Below are 16,777 nucleotides of genomic sequence, written 5' to 3'. Positions count from 1 at the left end.
AAGTCAGCCTTGCTTTGCGACGTGTTCACCGGTTCACCCCTGTTCGCCTGCGGAGGCCAAAGGACTTGCCTTCGTGTTGTTCTCCGGCGCAGGCTGCCCCTGGATCTGGACAAGAGCACCCTGGCGGACGGATTGCACACCTTCCGCCACGATCTGATCACCCGGCTCTATGGCCGCATCCACCAGCACCGAAGCCGTATTGCGCTGAACGATGCGCACCGGCACCCGTTCTGCCTTGTTGTCGACAACCCGCCAGACATAGGCGCCCTCGGTGCCCCACTGGATAGCAAGGGGATCGACCGTTGGGTAGGTGTCTCCGGGGAATCCGATCGACATCTGAAATGCCATGCCTTCCCGCAATGTGTCCTTCGGATTGGTGATCTTGGCCTGGACGTGCAGCGTGCGGCTGGCGGGATCGATGCGGTTGTCAATTGCACTGATGGTGCCGTTGAATGTTTCGCCCGGACGCGCGATCGAGGTCGCTGTCGCCGGCAGGTCGATGGTAATGGCGGGCGCAAACCGTTCCGGCACCCAGAAATCCACAAGCAGATCCGATCGGTCATCGATCATTGCGACAGTGGTCGAGGTCGTCAGGTAGTTTCCGGCGTTTATCGGCAGGATGCCGACAATGCCGCCGATTGGGGCCTTGATGGCGCGGCGGTCCAGTGCAAGTTCGGCTTCCCGAACGTTGAGAGCGGCGTTGTCCACCGCCAGCGCAGCTTCCGAAAGCTGAACGGCAGATACCGTGTTGCTCTGGCGCAGGCTTTCCGCGCGGCTGAGCTTTGTCTGGGCATCTTTCAGTGCCACACGGGCCTTGTCGACGACGATACTTTCCGCTTCCGAATCGAGCCGGGCGATCACATCGCCGCTGTTCACCCTGGTTCCGGAAGTCACCAATATGTCGGTGAGACGCCCGGCGGTGAACGGTGTAACGGCAACGGAGCTCTTGGCCTTGCCGGTTCCGATCGCCGTCAGCCTGTCATTGATCTTGGCTTCGCCGGCCGCTCGAACGATAACCAGCGGCAGCGCCTGTCCGCCGCGGCGCTGTCCCTGACGGCTGCCAGCGGGCTCCGTCGCCGCTGTTGCATTGCGGTCGATGCCAACCTTCCTCAAAAGATCCTTGCCGCCCGGAAACAGATACAGCCAGCCACCTGCGGCGACAGCCAGTATCACCAATGCCAAGGCGAGTTGCTTCCAGACCTTCATACATCACTCCAAAACGCCGGGTCCGCATGCAAAGCAGAGCCAGCGTCACATTGACTATACCTCAACGCGCATTGCAGCGCGAATATGTGCGTGGATGTCAGGATAAGGTGGTTTGATGCCACCGTTAATGACAATTCGGTGAGGTTACAAAGATTTAATGGAGACGGCATTAACGGCACGGCAGGCGAATTTAGCCGGATACGGCCGACTCGGCTTGATGGTGCGCCTATGCCGTGCAACATGGCTGTCGGACAGTTCGCAGGGAAGCAGACGATGGCGACCAAGACCGATATAGCGCGGCGCGTGTTCAATCACACGTGGAAGCTCGACCCCATTGTCCGCAGCCTGCTCGATACGGACTTCTACAAGCTGCTGATGCTGCAGATGATCTGGGGCGTCTATCCGAAGGTGGACGCCACGTTTACGCTGATCAACCGCACAACCAGGGTAAGACTTGCCGAGGAAATCGACGAGCAGGAGCTCAGGGAACAGCTTGATCACGCCCGCACGATCCGCTTCTCCAAGAAGGAGATGATCTGGCTCGGCGGTAATACCTTCTACGGCAAGCGGCAGATCTTCGAACCGGACTTCCTCGAATGGCTCTCGAACTTCCAGTTGCCTGATTATGAGCTGACGAGACGCGACGGGCAGTACGAACTCAATTTTTACGGGCCGTGGATGTACACCACCCTGTGGGAGATTCCGGCGCTGACGATCATCAATGAGTTGCGCTCGCGCGCGGCTATGAAAAAGATGGGGCGCTTTGAGCTCGACGTGCTTTATGCGCGCGCCAAGGCCAAGATGTGGTCGAAGGTCGAACGGCTGCGCACCCTCCCCGATATCAGGATTTCCGACTTCGGTACGCGCCGCCGCCATTCATTTCTCTGGCAGCGCTGGTGCGTGGAAGCGTTGAAGGAAGGCATTGGTGAAGCGTTCACCGGCACAAGCAATGTGCTCATGGCGATGGACAACGATCTGGAAGCACTCGGGACCAATGCGCACGAATTGCCGATGGTTCTCGCAGCATTGAGCACGACCAGGGAGGAACTGCTGAAATCCCCCTATAAGGTATTGCAGGACTGGAACCGCTATTATGGCGGCAACCTGTTGATTGTCCTGCCCGATGCGTTCGGCACCGCAGCATTTCTGCGCGATGCGCCCGACTGGGTAGCCGACTGGACAGGCTTCCGGCCGGACAGCGCGCCGCCGATCGAAGGCGGCGAAAAAATCATCGACTGGTGGCGCTCGAAGGGCAAGGACCCGCGTCAAAAGCTACTGGTGTTTTCCGACGGGCTTGACGTCGACACCATCGAGGAAACCTACCACCACTTCAGTGGCAGGGTGCGCATGAGTTTTGGTTGGGGAACCAACCTTACCAATGATTTCGAGGATTGCGCGCCGCGCTACAATGACCAGCTCAACGCGATATCACTGGTCTGCAAGGTGAGCGAGGCGAATGGCCGCCCGGCGATCAAGCTATCCGACAACCCGAAGAAAGCCACCGGCGATCCAGCGGAGATCAAGCGCTACCTGCAACTGTTCGGCGCAGAGGATCGCGTGGAGCAGGCCGTCAAGGTCTGAACCACGCGTTGGTTTTGTCCTACTGCAGCATCACGGTGCGCAGTTCATGTTCCTGTGCGCCGACCAGGACATTGTCGCGCTCATCGGAGAGCACGATCGGGTCGCCATTGGCAGCAAAGAGTGCCCAGAGTTCGATACCGGGGGTCATCGGCGGAAGCGCCGGGAAGCTATGGGCGAGATCGTCGGTCTTGACCTTGCGCATATAGGCTACCTGTCCGGCGCCGAGACGCGCGAATTCAATTTCGCTCAAAAGATTCTTGTGAACAGAGTTTTGCATGTCAGCCTCCATATTCGGACAGTCCCTTCCTGGGCCCTGTCCTGTTAGAGCTACGATCAGTCCTGTACCGCAATATTGATGCGCTTGACCAATCGTTCGGGTTCCGGCCGATCAAGATCGATCGACAAAAGCCCATTCTTCAAGGTGGCGGCGCTGACGCGCATTCCATCGGCAAGGACGAATATGCGCTGGAACTGTCGTGCAGCAATGCCACGGTGCAGATATTCGCGTGACTCTTCATCGGCCTGCCGGCCGCGAATGATTAACTGGTTGTCTTCGGTGGTGACCTCAAGGTCGTCATTGCCAAAGCCAGCCACCGCGAGGGTAATCCGAAGTTTTTCGCAGCCATTATCGCCGCGAATGCGTTCGATATTGTAAGGCGGATAGCCATCGCCGGATTTCGCAATGCGCTCCAGCGTCTTTTCCATCGTGTCGAAACCAAGCAGCAAGGGGCTTGAAAATGGTGTCATTCGTGTCATCTGTGCAGTCCTTGAGTAAAGCGACCTAAAAGCGAAACCCGCGATCCGTCCGATCAATGATGGCATTCCACTTCTGCACCTTGATATGGTCGATCAAACCTCAGAGTTCAAGAGAGCGCCTGATGCAGGCCTGAGAAAGAAGACATGACGCGTAAAATTATTATCGACACAGATCCGGGCCAGGACGATGCCCTGGCTATCCTTCTGGCCTTTGCCAGTCCGGAACTGGATGTTCTCGGTATTACCGCCGTTGCCGGCAATGTGCCGCTAGCCTTGACCGAGCTGAATGCCAGGAAGATCTGCGAGCTGGCAGGCCGCGCCGACTCGAAGGTTTTCGCGGGTGCCGACCGACCCTTGATGCGCCTTCTGGTCACCGCGGAACACGTCCACGGCAAGACTGGCCTCGATGGTCCGGACCTGCCGGAGCCGTCGATGCCGCTACAGAAGCAGCACGCAGTCGATTTCATCATCGAAACGCTGCGCCGGGAAGAGGCGGGAAGCGTCACGCTGTGCGCGCTGGGTCCCCTCACCAATATTGCCCAAGTCCTGATCCGCGCCCCCGAACTCGTGCCGCGTATTCGCGAGATCGTGCTGATGGGCGGCGGGTTCTTCGAAGGCGGCAACATTACGCCAACCGCCGAATTCAACATCTATGTCGACCCGCATGCTGCCCAGCTTGTCATGCAATCGGGGGCACCGGTAACCATCCTCCCGCTCGACGTGACCCACAAGGTGTTGACGACCGCCAGGCGTCTTGACCGTTTTCGGGCCATGGGCACGAAATCGGGCGATGCGTCGGTTGCGCTTCTGGAATTCTTCGAACGCTTCGACGAGGAGAAGTACGGCAGCGACGGCGGCCCGTTGCACGATCCTAACGTCATTGCCTACTTGCTGAGGCCGGAGCTCTATGGCGGCAGACTGTGCAACGTGACAATCGAGACGTCGAACGAGTTGACGCTGGGCATGACCGTTGCCGACTGGTGGGGTGTCACGCATCGCCCCAAGAACGCATTCTATATTCGCGACGTGGACGACGAGGCCTTCTTCGACCTTCTGATCGAGCGCATAGGCCGATTGCCTTAAGATCGCTGAGCCCGACAGGAACGGTCCGGCGTGGGCTTATGCCGGGCCTATCCTGTTGTTTAATCACGAAAAGTTGAGCCGGCGTAAACCATCAATCAGCAAATCCCAGACAAAACTTCCCCATGAGAGTAGTGTCCGTTTGACGGACAGCTGGAAACTTGGGGGTTTGCTATGCTGACACGGCGTTCTGTACTGACGGGTCTACTGGCGGCTGTGCTGACGCCGCAAGCCGCGCTGGCGAAGACCAGGAAGAAGGTTTTCGTCATCAATCCGGCATACCAGCCGCAATATGTCCCCTTCGATTCAACCTACGCCCCGGGAACGGTAATCATCGATCCACGCGACCGCTTTCTCTACCTCGTCGAGGACGCGTTCACAGCGCGACGCTACGGGGTTGGCGTGGGCCGGGCCGGCCGCGCCTTTCATGGCGCCGCCAAGATAGGCCGCAAGGAGAAATGGCCGCGCTGGATGCCAACCAGGAACATGATACGCCGCCAACCGGAAAAATATGCCCGATATGCCGATGGAGTCGCTGGCGGGGCCGGCAACCCGCTGGGCGCACGAGCGCTTTATCTCTATCGGAACGGCCGCGACACCTATTATCGAATCCATGGCACGAACGAGCCATGGACGATCGGGCGCGCCGTATCAAACGGGTGCATCCGCATGGTCAACGAGCACGTCGTCGACCTTTACTCTCGGGTGCCGATCGGCGCCCGCGTCGTGGTTGTCTAGGCAAATTCCGGCATCGCCGCCGACTCTGCTGCGGAGGATCAGGCGGCCACGCTATCGCGCTGTGTGTCGGGAGCCAGCGTTATTTCCAGACCGTTGAGCTCCTGGGACATGATCAGCTGACAGGAAAGCCGAGAATTGTCCTCGACGTGGAAGGTCACGTCGAGCTGATCGATCTCCTCGTCCTGAGGCTCGTAAAGCCGTTCCGTCCAATCCTGATCGACATAGACATGGCAGGTGCCGCAGGCACAGGCGCCACCGCACTCCGCTTTGATGTCGAGCCCCCAATCGCGAATGACCTCCATGACCCTGAAGCCCTCTAGGGCTTCCAGTGTATGGCGCTTGCCGTGTTGATCGGTGACGTGGATATAGAGGGCTTCTGAACTCATCCGAATCTTGCCTATGCCGCCTTCAATTTCTTCTGCAGGGAGGTGGAGGACGTCGTATACTGGAAAATGATGCGTTCGCCAGGGGCAACGATGCGTTTTGCCGCCTGAGACATCAGTGCCGCCTCGTGGAAGCCGGACAGAATCAGCTTCAGCTTGCCCGGATAGGTATTGATATCGCCGATAGCAAAGATGCCTGGCTCCGATGTCTCGAACTTCTCGGTATCCACGGCGATCAGGTTCTGATCGAGGTTGAGACCCCAATCGGCAATCGGCCCGAGCTTCATCGTAAGTCCAAAGAATGGCAGCAGCCGTCCGGCCTCCAGAGCTTCATCGCCTTCACTGCCCTTGAGGATGACCTTGGATAATTGTCCGTCGGCACCTTCAAGGCCGGAGACCTGGCCCATGCGGAACTTGACGCGGCCTTCCTTTTCCAGCGCCCACATCTTGTTGACGCTGTCCGGCGCGGCGCGGAATTCGGGGCGGCGATGCACCAACGTCACGGAATTTGCCACGGGTTCGAGATTGAGCGTCCAGTCGAGCGCTGAATCGCCGCCGCCGACAATGACGACATCGTGGCCGCGGAAAGCTTCGATCTTGCGCACCGCGTAATGAACGCTGGTGCCCTCGTAGAGTTCGATTTCCGGCACTGGCGGCCGCTTGGGCTGGAAGGAGCCACCGCCTGCCGCAATGACGATCACCTTGGTGATGAATATTTCATCCGCATCGGTCTCGACGCGGAAGCGGCCATCCTCCAGCTTCTCCAGTGCCGTTACCATGGTCGAGAAATGGAACTGTGGCTCGAACGGCGCAATCTGCTTGAGCAGGTTGTCGGTCAATGCTTGACCAGTAACCTCGGGAAGGCCGGGAATATCGTAGATCGGCTTTTCGGGATAGAGTTCAGCGCACTGGCCGCCGGGACGGTCGAGAATATCGATGACATGGGCGCGCAGATCGAGCAGGCCGAGTTCAAAAACGGCAAAGAGGCCGACAGGGCCGGCGCCAACAATAACCACATCTGTTTCAATAAGGTCGGACATATGTTCTTTCCAGTTTATGTCGTGAAATCTTTTTCGAGGGTTCAAGCGCTGGGAACCCGGCGCCAGCTATAGGTCCCAGGTGCCGAGCGCGAGCCCCGTCCGGGCTGGTAGTAGACCGGCGTATCGTGCAAATTATGGTCGGCGAGACGGGTCAGCGTCACCGAGTGGGAAACCTTCAGCGTGTCGAAGCCCGTGCGAAGCATGTACGCGACCTGATCGATCAGCACATCGCCAACGGCGCGCAGTTCACCCTTGAACTGATGCTGGTTCTTCAGCATTTCGGCTTTGGAGTAGGATCGGCCGTCATTGAATGCCGGAAATTGCAGGGCAATAACCGGAATCGTGTCAAGCGACGCCAGAAGCGGTTCGATGCTCTCCCCCGGCGCGACGGAGACACCAATCTTGCGGTTGGTGGCGTTGCGCACCTCATCCTCCAGTCCGAGCCAGACGGCCAGCGGCAGGATGATGGCCGGCGCATCGCCCGCTTCTTCAAGCGTTTCGGCGACGACATAGGGGTCTTCGCGGAATCCTTCGCGGCTCCAGAGGTCTCCGTGAGATATTTGGGGGATGTCACTCATAAACTCGAATCCGTCAGAGAAATATTGCTCAGTTCGTCGGTGAGGCCGGTCAGGTGGATGCCGCATTCGGTCTTGTCCGTACCGGCCCAGCGGCCGGAGCGGTCATCCTCGCCCTCCTTGACCGGCTGCGTGCAGGGCATGCAGCCGATTGACCGGTAACCTTCGGCGACCAGCGGATGCGGCGGCAGTTCATGCGCGCGCATATAGTCCTTCAGGTCGGCCGAGGTCCAACGAGCGAGCGGATTGATGCGGACACGCGAACCCACCGCTTCAAAAACCGGCAGCGCCGTACGCGTGGATGCCTGGAACTGCTTGCGGCCAGTCATCCATGCCCGGTAGGGCGCAACCGCACGCGCCATTGGCTCTACTTTGCGGATGTAGCAGCAACGGTCCTTGTTCGTCATCGACAGGGCGCCGAACGGATCCTCATCCCTCAGGCTCTGCTTGAGCGGATGAATATCGTGAACGTCCGTCAGCCCCAGATCGCCGACAAGCTGATCGCGATAGCGCAGGGTTGCCGGGAAGTGCTTGCCTGTCTCAAGGAACAGTACCGGTGTTGCGCGGTCAATCCCGGCGATCATGTGCAGCAAAACCGAGGATTCTGCCCCGAAAGAAGAAACAACGGCGATTTCCTCGTTGAAGAGGTGATCGATCGCAAGCTCGATAATATCCGATGGTTCGAGGTTGCCGTAGCGGGCCTGGAGCGCGCGCGCTTCATCCGCTACGGTTTTCTCGTTGAACTCAAGCAGCATTTGCAGCCTCGCTGTAGAGCGCGTCCTTGAACGGTGCAGCACCCACGCGCCGGTAGGTGGCAAGGAAGGTCTCTTCCTTGTCCGTGCGTATATCGAGATAGCGGTCGACGATGGTTTCCACCGCGTCAACGATCTCTTCGGACGAAAACCCGCGGCCGGTAATGTCGCCGATCGTGCAGATTTCATCGCCGGAACCACCGAGCGAAATTTGGTAGAGCTCCTCGCCCTTCTTTTCGACGCCAAGAATGCCGATATGGCCGACGTGATGATGGCCGCAGGCATTGATGCAGCCCGAGATCTTGATCTTGAGTTCACCGATGTCGGACTGCCGCTCTGGCTTGCCGAAACGTTCCGAAATGCGCTGGGCAACCGGGATCGACCGGGCATTGGCAAGGGCGCAATAGTCAAGGCCCGGGCAGGCAATGATATCTGTGATCAGGCCGGCATTGGCTGTCGCGAGGCCGTCGGTCAGCAAGAGGTCGTAGACGATACGCAGGTCGGCGATGGCCACATGGGGCAGGACGAGGTTCTGTTCGTGGCTGACACGGATTTCGTCCTGCGAGAACTTCTCCGCAATGTCAGCCACCAGATCCATCTGCGCGTCAGTAGCGTCGCCCGGAATGCCGCCGATGGGCTTCAGCGAAATCGTTACCACCCCATAGTCCGGATTCTTGTGGGGGGTCACGTTCTGGTCGACCCAGATGGAGAAGGAATGGTCGGCCTTGCGTGCAGCAGCGAGCTCGGACCAGCCCTCCGGGCGTAGCGGCAGGCTTGGCGGGGCGAAATAGCTGTCGATCGCGTCCACATCCTGTTGCGGCAGCTTGAGATCGGTTTCCTTGAGCACCCGAAACTCCGCCTCGACCTGACGGGTGAGCTCTTCCGTGCCGGTCTCATGCACCAGGATCTTGATGCGCGCCTTGTACTTGTTGTCGCGGCGGCCGTTCAGATTGTAAACCCGCATGATTGCGGTCGTGTAGGACAACAGATCCTCGACAGGAAGGAAATCTCTGATCTTCTTGGCAACCATAGGCGTGCGGCCCTGACCACCGCCGACATAGACGGCAAAGCCCAGCTCGCCTGTGGCGTTCTTCTTCAGGTGAAGACCGATGTCATGCACCTGAATGGCGGCGCGGTCGCGCTCGGCACCGGTCACAGCGATCTTGAACTTGCGCGGCAGATAGGAAAATTCCGGATGCATCGACGACCACTGACGCAGGATCTCGGCATAGGGACGCGGATCGGCGACTTCATCAGCGGCAGCACCGGCGAAGTGATCGGCGGTCACATTGCGTATGCAGTTGCCGGACGTCTGCAAGGCGTGCATCTCGACAGATGCAAGTTCATCGAGGACCTTCGGCATGTCCTTCAATGCCGGCCAGTTGTACTGCAGATTCTGGCGTGTGGTGAAGTGGCCATAGCCACGATCGTAGTGGCGGGCAATATAGGCGAGCTTGCGCATCTGGCGACTGGACAGAGTGCCATAGGGGATGGCTACACGCAGCATATAGGCATGCAATTGCAGGTAGACGCCGTTCATCAACCGCAGCGGGCGGAACTGGTCTTCCGACAATTCGCCGGCAAGACGGCGCTCAACCTGATCCTTGAACTGATCAACGCGGGCGGAAACAAATGCGTGATCAAACTCATCGTAACGATACATTCTGCGAGCCTTTGAATATTAAGCGGCGGTTGCTTTGGGCTTTTCAGCCTGCTTGCCGAGATCAAGACGGATGGTTGGCCCAAGCTGGCGGATGCGTTCGCGCAGGCGCAGCGGGTAGAGATCGGTGCCACGCTCTTCAACGTCGATCACATTGACATCGATCACGAGGTTGGACTTGATTGCGGCCTTGCCCGCCTCCTCGAGCGCAGTCACAGCTTCCGCATGGCGAGCGATCAGCGCACCATCGATATGTTCCAGCCACTCGCCATTGGCGCCCAGCCATACGGCTTCACCATCGGTCAGGCGGTTTGCGGTAAGAACTTTGACACTCATGATCGTGATCCTTCGCGTTCAGGCAGCATTGGTTTCAAGGTGACGCAGCACCAGATTCTTGTTCCGGGCAGCCAGGGGCTCGGCCTTGTCGATAGCAGCTCCCGCCACAGCATCGCCAATGACCACCATGACGGGGCCATCAAGGTCGCTGCGCTGTTCAAGCGCCGGCAGATCGTTGAGCGTGCCATGGAACATGCGCCGCTCCGGACGACCGGCATTTTCGATGACTGCAACACCCGTGTCGGCATGAAGGCCTGCCTGCATCAGCCGCTCCGCAACGGAGGCGGCGACGCTGCGGCCCATATAGACGGCGATCGTCGCGCCGGAGATGGCAAGGCGCGCCCAATCCGGCAGTACTTCACCCGCCATGTCGTGACCGGTTGTGAACACGAGAGAGGATGCGACACCACGCAGGGTCAGCGGCAATTGCATATCGGCGGCGGCTGCGAAGGCCGACGTGATGCCGGGGACGATTTCGAAGGCGATACCGGCGTCACGCAAGGCGGCCATTTCCTCACCAGCGCGGCCATAGACCAAAGGATCGCCCGACTTGAGGCGCACAACGCGCTTGCCTTCACGGCCGAGCGAAACCAGCAGATCGTTGATCTCGTCCTGGCTCTTGGAGTGGCAGCCCTTGCGCTTGCCGACGGAAAGCCGCGTCGCGTCGCGGCGGCCCATGGCAACAACCGCCTCCGGTACCAGTGCGTCGTAGACAATGACGTCAGCTTCCATGAGCACGCGGTGCGCGCGCAACGTCAAAAGATCTTCTGCTCCAGGTCCCGCACCCACCAGCCAGACATATCCCTTTGGCTCATCCTGGTTTTCCAGAAGATCGGCTGCGGCCCGGTGTGCACCGGTCAGATCATTGTTGTTGACGTGACTGGCGACGTCCCCTGCGAAAAACGAACGCCAGAACAGGCGGCGCGGAAGGCCTTTCTTGACCAGTTTTTCGACGACCGGCCGGTAAGCATTGGCCAGGCGCGCCAGATCACCAAGGCGCGGCGAGAATGCTGCATCGATACGCGCGCGGATCATTTGGGTGAGCACCGGGCCGGTGCCCTCAGAACCGATGGCGATGGCAAGCGGTGCACGGTTGACGATGGCGGGCGTGAAGAAGTCGCAAAGGTCGGGCCGATCCACGACGTTGACGGGCACACCCTGACGGCGCGCTTCAGCCGCGATCATACCATCCTGGTCTTCGTCACCGGTGGCGACGAAGACCAGTTTTGCGCCGGTCAGATGCTTGGGAGCAAATTCTTCTGCGATGTGATGGTAAGGACCCGTTTGGAGAAAGTCCGCCAATTCCTGTTCGGTGTCGGGTGCGATCACGCGAATATTGGCGTTCGTCTGTGCCAGAAGCCTGACCTTGTTGAGCGCTTCCTCGCCATTGCCAACGACGACAAGCACTTCGTTCCGCACGCGGAAAAAGGCTGGAAAGACAGAAAGCTGGCTTGCATGCATGGACATGAATAAAGTCATCCCGAGGTTTATCGGGATTATCCATGATACGGCACGGGTTTATAAGGAACAGAAGTGCGCCGAACTCCAAGGGGGAGCATGGAATTTCTGAAATATCGGAAGCAAGCGGATTCTCTTTCTACGGTAAGCAAAGAGATGCGTGTCAAGCTATCGCCTCAAGGCTAAGCGACACACAGAGTCATCCACATTTGATCAACAAACGACCAATACACGACTACCTTTATCGTGTTAACACAGGATTGCAAGCGATTTCTCGCCGGAACGCCATCGGACAAGGATCGTTCCTTATGGGTCGCGGCGTAAATCGAGAGGAGACCATTGAATGCGCATGATCTTTGTCAACCTTCCGGTCAAGAACCTGGAAGCGTCGAAAACCTTCTTCGCCACGCTCGGTTTCAGCTTCAATCCGGATTTTTCCGACGACAAGACCGCCTGCATGATCATTGCGGACAATATCTATGCAATGTTGCTCGTCGAGGAGCGTTTCAGGGAATTCATCAACAATGACATCAGTGACGCCACCAAGGCCCAGGAGGTTCTTATTGCCTTGTCCGCCACCAGCAGGGCGGAGGTGGATGACATCCTGGCAAAGGCGCTTGCCGGCGGGGGCAAGGCATGGAAACCGGTCCAGGACCTGGGCTTCATGTATGGCTGCAGCTTCCAGGACCTTGACGGGCATGTCTGGGAGGTCATGCATATGGCGATGCCCTCGGAGTAGGCCTGAAAGCCCGTGCCGGTGCGGAATGTTCGGCTATCGCCTGGTGCCTGAGGTTTCGCCTATCCTCAACGAGATTCGGACCCTCAACAACATCAGGCGGTAAAAACACCGGGTACATGCACTGGCCAGCGCCAGGGGAGGATGGCGACGAGATCGAAGCGCAGCGAGAGTTTCGCGTGATCCGGTTGGCGGGAAAGCCATTGACCGGCCGCCGCCTCGATGCGGCGCATGGTGAGCAGATTGACCGAGTCCATCGCCTGCTCGAGCGTTGCCCGCGCCTTGACCTCGACCATGAGGACAACATCACCCCGCCTTGCGATCAGATCGATTTCGCCGAGTTTTGTGCGATAGCGGCGTCCAATGATGCGATATCCCTTCAACATCAGTGCGACGGCAGCAAGGCGTTCGGCAGAATGGCCGCGACGGTAGGCCTTCTGGCGTTTGCCCGTCCCGCTCATTTCATCGCCAGGAGCCGTTGATAGAGTTCGCCTTTCGGCCGCCCGGTCATGCGCGATGCCTCTCCCGCCGCCTTGGCCGGCGACATCTCCAGACTGAGTGCCTTGAGCAGTGCGTCGATATCGTCATCGGTGCGGGCCACATGCTCGTCCAGTTTTGGCGGACCGATGACAAGCACGACCTCGCCGCGAATGCGGTCTTCGCCGTCGAATTCCGCTGCCAGTTCCTTCAACGGCAATGTCGTGATCGTCTCATAGGTCTTGGTCAGTTCGCGGCAGAGCGAAGCCTGCCGCTCGGGGCCGAAAATGTCAGCCATATCGGCCAATGTCGTAGCGGCGCGGTTCGGGGATTCGAAGAACACCAGCGCTGCGTCAAGCATTTTCAACTGTTCGAGCTTTGCCCGGCGCTGGCCTTGCTTGGACGATAGAAAGCCGGCAAAATAAAATGCATCCTTGAAAAGGCCCGACGCTGTCAACGCGGCAAGAACCGACGATGCCCCTGGGACAGGCACCACCCTGATACCGGCAGCTTTGGCTTCCGGCACCAGCCGCCCGCCAGGATCCGACACCAGCGGCGTGCCCGCATCGGAAATCAATGCGACGCTCTTTCCGCCAAGCAGCGCCTCGATGAGCTTGGGTCCGGCCATATCGGCATTGTGCTCATGATAGGCATAGGGCCGCCGGGAAATGCCGTACCTCTCGAGCAGCACGCGGCTGACCCGCGTATCCTCGCAGGCGATAACATCTGCCGCGGCCAGCGTCTCTATCCCGCGAATGGTCATGTCGCCGAGATTGCCTATGGGAGTCGCCACGATATAGAGCGCCGGCTCCAGCGGACGGGCCCGATAGGAGGCGCTGCCGATCTGATAATCCCGCTCTTTTGCTTCCCCTTCGGACAAGTCGTTACCCCGGTTTGTTCAATTAAAACACGCGAAAATATTATCACCTTCCTTACCCTCCCCCTTGTGGGGAGGGAAGTGTCACACCTAAGCCGCCAGATCGGCGATGACTGCATTGAGAACGATGGCTCCTTCGGGCGTCGTGCGAATGCGGCTGTTGCCGATATATTCGATAAGACCCTGTTCGGCCAATGACACCACACGCTTTTCCTTGACGCTGTGCCCGGTCAAACGCTCATACCGGGCCAGATCGATGCCCTCGACGAGCCTCAGGCCCATGAGCAGGAATTCATCACCCTCCTGCTCATGCGTCAAAATCTCTTCCTCGACCACGCCATGGCCATTTGTCTCGACCTGTTGCACCCAGCTTTCCGGATGGCGCTCGGTGACCGTCACGATCCGCGTGCCATTTTCGATGAAGCGTCCATGCGCGCCCGGGCCGACGCCGACGTATTCACCGTAGCGCCAATAGACCAGATTGTGCTGCGACTCCGCGCCGGGCACGGCGTGATTGGATATCTCATAGGCCGGCAAGCCATGCCGTGCCGTCACGTCCTGGGTTTCGGTGTAGAGCGCCGCCGCATGGTCGCCGTCGGGCGTCACCAGTTTCCCCGCCTTCCAGAGATTGTAGAAGGGCGTGCCTTCCTCGATGGTCAGTTGGTAGAGTGACAGATGGTCGGCAGCATAGGATATCGCCCGGGCAAGTTCCTCGCGCCAGGCTTCAATGGTCTGGTCGGGCCGTGCATAGATCAAGTCGAACGACAGCCGCGGGAAGATTTCGCGTGCCAGCCTGATCGCAGCCAATGCTTCATCGACATTGTGCATGCGACCGAGCCTGCGCAGGTCAGGGTCGTTGAGAGCCTGCACGCCGAGGGAAACACGATTGACACCGGCCGCCCGGTAGCCGCGAAAGCGGTCAGCCTCGACACTCGTCGGATTGGCCTCCAGTGTAATCTCGATATCGTCGGGTACGTGCCATTTGCGGGCTATTTCATCGAGAACGGAAGCAACCGTCTCGGGTTGCATCAGTGATGGTGTCCCACCGCCGAGGAAAATGCTGGAGACCGTACGCTGGCCGCTCCGTTCGCGCATCGTGGCCATTTCACGCGCGAAGGCGGCGGCAAAGCGCGGTTGATCGACCTGCTCATGCCGCACATGCGAGTTGAAATCACAGTAAGGGCACTTGGCCATGCAGAAGGGCCAATGAACGTAGACGCCGAAGGCGGTTTCGCCTTTGTCAGGGTGATTCATCCGGCGTCCAGGCAATCTTTGGCAAAGTGCTGGAACGCCCGGGCGCGGTGTGACAGCGCATCGGTATCGCCGGGCTTCCAGCCATGCTTCTGTTCTGCGGTCATCTCGCCGAAGGTTGCATCGTAACCCTCCGGCTTGAACACGGGATCATAGCCGAAACCGGCGGTGCCGCGCGGCGGCCAGATAATCTGGCCTTCGACCTCGCCGCGATAATAATTTGCTTCGCCATCCGGCCAGGCGAGACAGATGACGGAAACGAAGCGACCGCTGCGGTCCTCGGGCCGATGCGCGCCCTTCTCCTGCAGCGCTTTCTCCACCTTTTGCATGCCGTGGGCAAAATCGCGCTTCCCATCGGGCAGTTCCGCCCAATTGGCTGTATAAACGCCGGGATCGCCGCCCAGTGCGTCAACGCACAGGCCGGAATCGTCCGATAGTGCGACAAGTCCCGTCGCCTTGGCGGCGGCAAAGGCCTTGATATAGGCATTTTCCTCGAACGTCGTGCCGGTCTCGTCGGGTTCAGGCAAGCCGAGATCGCCAGCCGACACTACCTCGAAGCCAAATGGTCCGAGCAGGTCGATCATTTCCCTGATCTTGCCCTGGTTGTGGCTGGCGACGAGCAGCTTGCCCTTTTCGAGTGTTCTCATGTCAGATTCCATAGTTTCGGCTCCGCAAACTCAATCGAATTTCCCGAAGGATCGCGGAAATACAACGAACGGGCTCCATTGGGCCAATCAAACTCGCTTTCAATGGCAATGCCCTGCGCCTGCAGATGGGATTTCCAGTCGGCAATTTCATCCCGTGATGCGCGAAAACACACATGACCCGGGCCTGTCGCACCGTGTGAGGGTATCGGCAGGCTGCCAGGCGGGCGTTCGTTGATCAAAACCGGATCAAACAGAATAAGGACACCGGAACCGCAGCGGAAGAAAATCGAGCGCTTCGGCGTTTCGAGTATCACCTCGAGCCCCAGAATCCCGGCATAGAAAGCCTTTGCCGCCACCAGATCGGTCACATAGAGCGCTGTTTCCAGTATTCCTGATGGCTGCATGGTTCTCGTCTTCTAGCTGACGGCCATTTTCTGCAAGGAAACGAGCCGGTTGATGCCATTGCGTGCAAGGCCCATCAATGACAGCAATTCTTCCTCGGAAAAGGGCTCGCCTTCCGCGGTTCCCTGCACCTCGACGATACCACCCTTGCCGGTCATGACGAAATTGGCATCGGTCTGGGCCGAGGAATCTTCCTGATAATCCAGGTCGATCACCGGCGTACCGTCGGAAATACCACAGGAGATCGCGGCGACGTGATCCTTCAGAACCTTCTCGACCTTCAGCATCTGCCGTGTTTCCATCCAGCGCAGGCATTCATGCAGCGCTACCCAACCGCCGGTAATGGCCGCCGTGCGGGTACCGCCATCGGCCTGGATCACATCGCAGTCAACGGTAATCTGCACTTCTCCGAGCGCCTGCAGATCAACCACGGCGCGCAGTGAGCGGGCGATCAGCCGCTGGATTTCAAGGGTGCGGCCACCCTGCTTGCCGGAAGACGCTTCCCGGCGCATGCGATCGCCGGTCGAGCGCGGCAGCATGCCATATTCGGCAGTAACCCAGCCCTTACCTGTATTGCGCATCCAGCCCGGCACCTTTTCCTCAAGGCTGGCGGTGCACAGGACATGGGTGTCGCCAAATTTCACCAGGCACGACCCCTCGGCATGTTTGGAAACGCCACGCTCAAAGGAAATGGCGCGCATTTCATCCGGGGCTCGTTTGGAAGGACGCATTGAAAGACCTCTTTGAAAAATAAGTTGTCCGGCCTTTTAGAGCAAAGGGCATGCGAAGCAAAGGCTTTGATGATTGGCCAGACAATGCTTA

The 16,777-nt window shown here is 58.9% G+C and carries 20 protein-coding genes; 4 read left to right on the top strand and 16 right to left on the bottom strand.

The features are described 5' to 3' along the window. Positions 1 to 33: 33 nt before the first annotated feature. Positions 34 to 1,206, bottom strand: a complete 1,173-nt coding sequence (locus K9U38_RS15480; protein WP_224495242.1) for an efflux RND transporter periplasmic adaptor subunit — start codon at positions 1,204 to 1,206, stop codon at positions 34 to 36. Positions 1,207 to 1,479: 273 nt separating this feature from the next. Between K9U38_RS15480 and pncB the strand changes: the two genes are divergently transcribed. Further along, a complete protein-coding gene (gene pncB / locus K9U38_RS15475) occupies positions 1,480 to 2,787 on the top strand; it encodes a nicotinate phosphoribosyltransferase (protein WP_224495241.1) in 1,308 nt (435 codons plus the stop codon). 19 nt (positions 2,788 to 2,806) lie between these two features. On the opposite strand, the gene K9U38_RS15470 is transcribed toward pncB, so the two are convergent. Beyond that, positions 2,807 to 3,076: a BQ00720 family protein gene (locus tag K9U38_RS15470; RefSeq protein WP_370631956.1), complete on the bottom strand. Its 270-nt coding sequence runs from the start codon at positions 3,074 to 3,076 to the stop codon at positions 2,807 to 2,809. Between the two features lie 44 nt (positions 3,077 to 3,120). Beyond that, positions 3,121 to 3,543: an Hsp20 family protein gene (locus K9U38_RS15465; RefSeq protein WP_224495239.1), complete on the bottom strand. Its 423-nt coding sequence runs from the start codon at positions 3,541 to 3,543 to the stop codon at positions 3,121 to 3,123. A 144-nt stretch (positions 3,544 to 3,687) separates the two neighbouring features. Between K9U38_RS15465 and K9U38_RS15460 the strand changes: the two genes are divergently transcribed. Together K9U38_RS15460 and K9U38_RS15455 are read left to right on the top strand one after the other, a co-directional pair. Further along, a complete protein-coding gene (locus K9U38_RS15460; RefSeq protein ID WP_224495238.1) occupies positions 3,688 to 4,626 on the top strand; it encodes a nucleoside hydrolase in 939 nt (312 codons plus the stop codon). Between the two features lie 171 nt (positions 4,627 to 4,797). After that, a complete protein-coding gene (locus K9U38_RS15455) occupies positions 4,798 to 5,361 on the top strand; it encodes a L,D-transpeptidase (protein ID WP_224495237.1) in 564 nt (187 codons plus the stop codon). Positions 5,362 to 5,399: 38 nt separating this feature from the next. On the opposite strand, the gene K9U38_RS15450 is transcribed toward K9U38_RS15455, so the two are convergent. From K9U38_RS15450 to cysG, 7 genes are read right to left on the bottom strand one after another with little or no spacing between them, the layout of a single operon-like run. Continuing rightward, positions 5,400 to 5,747: a 2Fe-2S iron-sulfur cluster-binding protein gene (locus tag K9U38_RS15450; RefSeq protein WP_224495236.1), complete on the bottom strand. Its 348-nt coding sequence runs from the start codon at positions 5,745 to 5,747 to the stop codon at positions 5,400 to 5,402. An 11-nt stretch (positions 5,748 to 5,758) separates the two neighbouring features. Beyond that, the gene (locus K9U38_RS15445; protein WP_224495235.1) at positions 5,759 to 6,784 is read right to left on the bottom strand and encodes an NAD(P)/FAD-dependent oxidoreductase; all 1,026 of its coding nucleotides are present in this window, start codon (positions 6,782 to 6,784) and stop codon (positions 5,759 to 5,761) included. Positions 6,785 to 6,825: 41 nt separating this feature from the next. Next, positions 6,826 to 7,353: a DUF934 domain-containing protein gene (locus K9U38_RS15440; RefSeq protein WP_370631960.1), complete on the bottom strand. Its 528-nt coding sequence runs from the start codon at positions 7,351 to 7,353 to the stop codon at positions 6,826 to 6,828. Between the two features lie 5 nt (positions 7,354 to 7,358). Further along, on the bottom strand, positions 7,359 to 8,114 hold the full coding sequence (locus K9U38_RS15435; protein ID WP_224495233.1) for a phosphoadenylyl-sulfate reductase: 756 nt from the start codon (positions 8,112 to 8,114) through the stop codon (positions 7,359 to 7,361). Further along, positions 8,104 to 9,774: a nitrite/sulfite reductase gene (locus tag K9U38_RS15430; RefSeq protein WP_224495232.1), complete on the bottom strand. Its 1,671-nt coding sequence runs from the start codon at positions 9,772 to 9,774 to the stop codon at positions 8,104 to 8,106. Before K9U38_RS15430 ends, K9U38_RS15435 begins: the two co-directional genes overlap by 11 nt. 18 nt (positions 9,775 to 9,792) lie before the next feature. Next, positions 9,793 to 10,107, bottom strand: coding sequence for a DUF2849 domain-containing protein (locus tag K9U38_RS15425; protein ID WP_224495231.1), 315 nt, complete (start codon positions 10,105 to 10,107; stop codon positions 9,793 to 9,795). An 18-nt stretch (positions 10,108 to 10,125) separates the two neighbouring features. Next, positions 10,126 to 11,574 (bottom strand): siroheme synthase CysG, encoded by a 1,449-nt coding sequence (gene cysG, locus K9U38_RS15420; RefSeq protein ID WP_224495230.1) that lies wholly within the window; start codon positions 11,572 to 11,574, stop codon positions 10,126 to 10,128. A 334-nt stretch (positions 11,575 to 11,908) separates the two neighbouring features. Between cysG and K9U38_RS15415 the strand changes: the two genes are divergently transcribed. Next, complete coding sequence (locus K9U38_RS15415; protein ID WP_224495229.1) at positions 11,909 to 12,304, top strand: VOC family protein; 396 nt, start codon at positions 11,909 to 11,911, stop codon at positions 12,302 to 12,304. A 92-nt stretch (positions 12,305 to 12,396) separates the two neighbouring features. Here the strand turns inward: K9U38_RS15415 and K9U38_RS15410 are convergent, their stop codons facing one another. The 6 genes from K9U38_RS15410 to rph all read right to left on the bottom strand — a co-directional run bounded on the left by K9U38_RS15410 (position 12,397) and on the right by rph (position 16,686). Further along, positions 12,397 to 12,762, bottom strand: a complete 366-nt coding sequence (locus tag K9U38_RS15410; RefSeq protein ID WP_224495228.1) for a YraN family protein — start codon at positions 12,760 to 12,762, stop codon at positions 12,397 to 12,399. Continuing rightward, a complete protein-coding gene (gene rsmI / locus K9U38_RS15405) occupies positions 12,759 to 13,658 on the bottom strand; it encodes a 16S rRNA (cytidine(1402)-2'-O)-methyltransferase (protein WP_224495227.1) in 900 nt (299 codons plus the stop codon). Before rsmI ends, K9U38_RS15410 begins: the two co-directional genes overlap by 4 nt. Before the next feature lie 87 nt (positions 13,659 to 13,745). Continuing rightward, positions 13,746 to 14,909 (bottom strand): radical SAM family heme chaperone HemW, encoded by a 1,164-nt coding sequence (gene hemW, locus K9U38_RS15400; protein ID WP_224495226.1) that lies wholly within the window; start codon positions 14,907 to 14,909, stop codon positions 13,746 to 13,748. Next, on the bottom strand, positions 14,906 to 15,553 hold the full coding sequence (rdgB, locus tag K9U38_RS15395; protein ID WP_224495225.1) for an RdgB/HAM1 family non-canonical purine NTP pyrophosphatase: 648 nt from the start codon (positions 15,551 to 15,553) through the stop codon (positions 14,906 to 14,908). Before rdgB ends, hemW begins: the two co-directional genes overlap by 4 nt. After that, entirely contained in the window at positions 15,550 to 15,957 is a 408-nt protein-coding gene (locus K9U38_RS15390; RefSeq protein WP_224495224.1) for a VOC family protein, read from the bottom strand. The genes rdgB and K9U38_RS15390 overlap by 4 nt, the downstream gene beginning before the upstream one ends. A 12-nt stretch (positions 15,958 to 15,969) precedes the next feature. After that, the gene (gene rph / locus K9U38_RS15385; protein WP_224495223.1) at positions 15,970 to 16,686 is read right to left on the bottom strand and encodes a ribonuclease PH; all 717 of its coding nucleotides are present in this window, start codon (positions 16,684 to 16,686) and stop codon (positions 15,970 to 15,972) included. Positions 16,687 to 16,777 lie beyond the last annotated feature (91 nt).

This window comes from Phyllobacterium lublinensis (assembly GCF_020164435.1).
Classification (GTDB): Bacteria; Pseudomonadota; Alphaproteobacteria; order Rhizobiales; family Rhizobiaceae; genus Phyllobacterium; species Phyllobacterium lublinensis.
The sequence above is the reverse complement of the archived record's forward strand: the minus strand, read 5'-3'. Positions and strand labels throughout refer to the sequence as shown.

Excerpts from the sequence above, each read along its gene's own strand:
- K9U38_RS15450 (WP_224495236.1), bottom strand. The coding sequence starts at position 5,747 with ATGAGTTCAGAAGCCCTCTATATCCACGTCACCGATCAACACGGCAAG.
- K9U38_RS15460 (WP_224495238.1), top strand. The coding sequence starts at position 3,688 with ATGACGCGTAAAATTATTATCGACACAGATCCGGGCCAGGACGATGCC.
- K9U38_RS15480 (WP_224495242.1), bottom strand. The coding sequence starts at position 1,206 with ATGAAGGTCTGGAAGCAACTCGCCTTGGCATTGGTGATACTGGCTGTC.
- K9U38_RS15390 (WP_224495224.1), bottom strand. The coding sequence starts at position 15,957 with ATGCAGCCATCAGGAATACTGGAAACAGCGCTCTATGTGACCGATCTG.
- K9U38_RS15455 (WP_224495237.1), top strand. The coding sequence starts at position 4,798 with ATGCTGACACGGCGTTCTGTACTGACGGGTCTACTGGCGGCTGTGCTG.
- pncB (WP_224495241.1), top strand. The coding sequence starts at position 1,480 with ATGGCGACCAAGACCGATATAGCGCGGCGCGTGTTCAATCACACGTGG.
- cysG (WP_224495230.1), bottom strand. The coding sequence starts at position 11,574 with ATGTCCATGCATGCAAGCCAGCTTTCTGTCTTTCCAGCCTTTTTCCGC.
- K9U38_RS15470 (WP_370631956.1), bottom strand. The coding sequence starts at position 3,076 with ATGGAGGCTGACATGCAAAACTCTGTTCACAAGAATCTTTTGAGCGAA.
- K9U38_RS15425 (WP_224495231.1), bottom strand. The coding sequence starts at position 10,107 with ATGAGTGTCAAAGTTCTTACCGCAAACCGCCTGACCGATGGTGAAGCC.
- K9U38_RS15415 (WP_224495229.1), top strand. The coding sequence starts at position 11,909 with ATGCGCATGATCTTTGTCAACCTTCCGGTCAAGAACCTGGAAGCGTCG.
- rdgB (WP_224495225.1), bottom strand. The coding sequence starts at position 15,553 with ATGAGAACACTCGAAAAGGGCAAGCTGCTCGTCGCCAGCCACAACCAG.
- hemW (WP_224495226.1), bottom strand. The coding sequence starts at position 14,909 with ATGAATCACCCTGACAAAGGCGAAACCGCCTTCGGCGTCTACGTTCAT.
- K9U38_RS15465 (WP_224495239.1), bottom strand. The coding sequence starts at position 3,543 with ATGACACGAATGACACCATTTTCAAGCCCCTTGCTGCTTGGTTTCGAC.
- K9U38_RS15430 (WP_224495232.1), bottom strand. The coding sequence starts at position 9,774 with ATGTATCGTTACGATGAGTTTGATCACGCATTTGTTTCCGCCCGCGTT.
- K9U38_RS15410 (WP_224495228.1), bottom strand. The coding sequence starts at position 12,762 with ATGAGCGGGACGGGCAAACGCCAGAAGGCCTACCGTCGCGGCCATTCT.
- K9U38_RS15435 (WP_224495233.1), bottom strand. The coding sequence starts at position 8,114 with ATGCTGCTTGAGTTCAACGAGAAAACCGTAGCGGATGAAGCGCGCGCG.
- K9U38_RS15445 (WP_224495235.1), bottom strand. The coding sequence starts at position 6,784 with ATGTCCGACCTTATTGAAACAGATGTGGTTATTGTTGGCGCCGGCCCT.
- rph (WP_224495223.1), bottom strand. The coding sequence starts at position 16,686 with ATGCGTCCTTCCAAACGAGCCCCGGATGAAATGCGCGCCATTTCCTTT.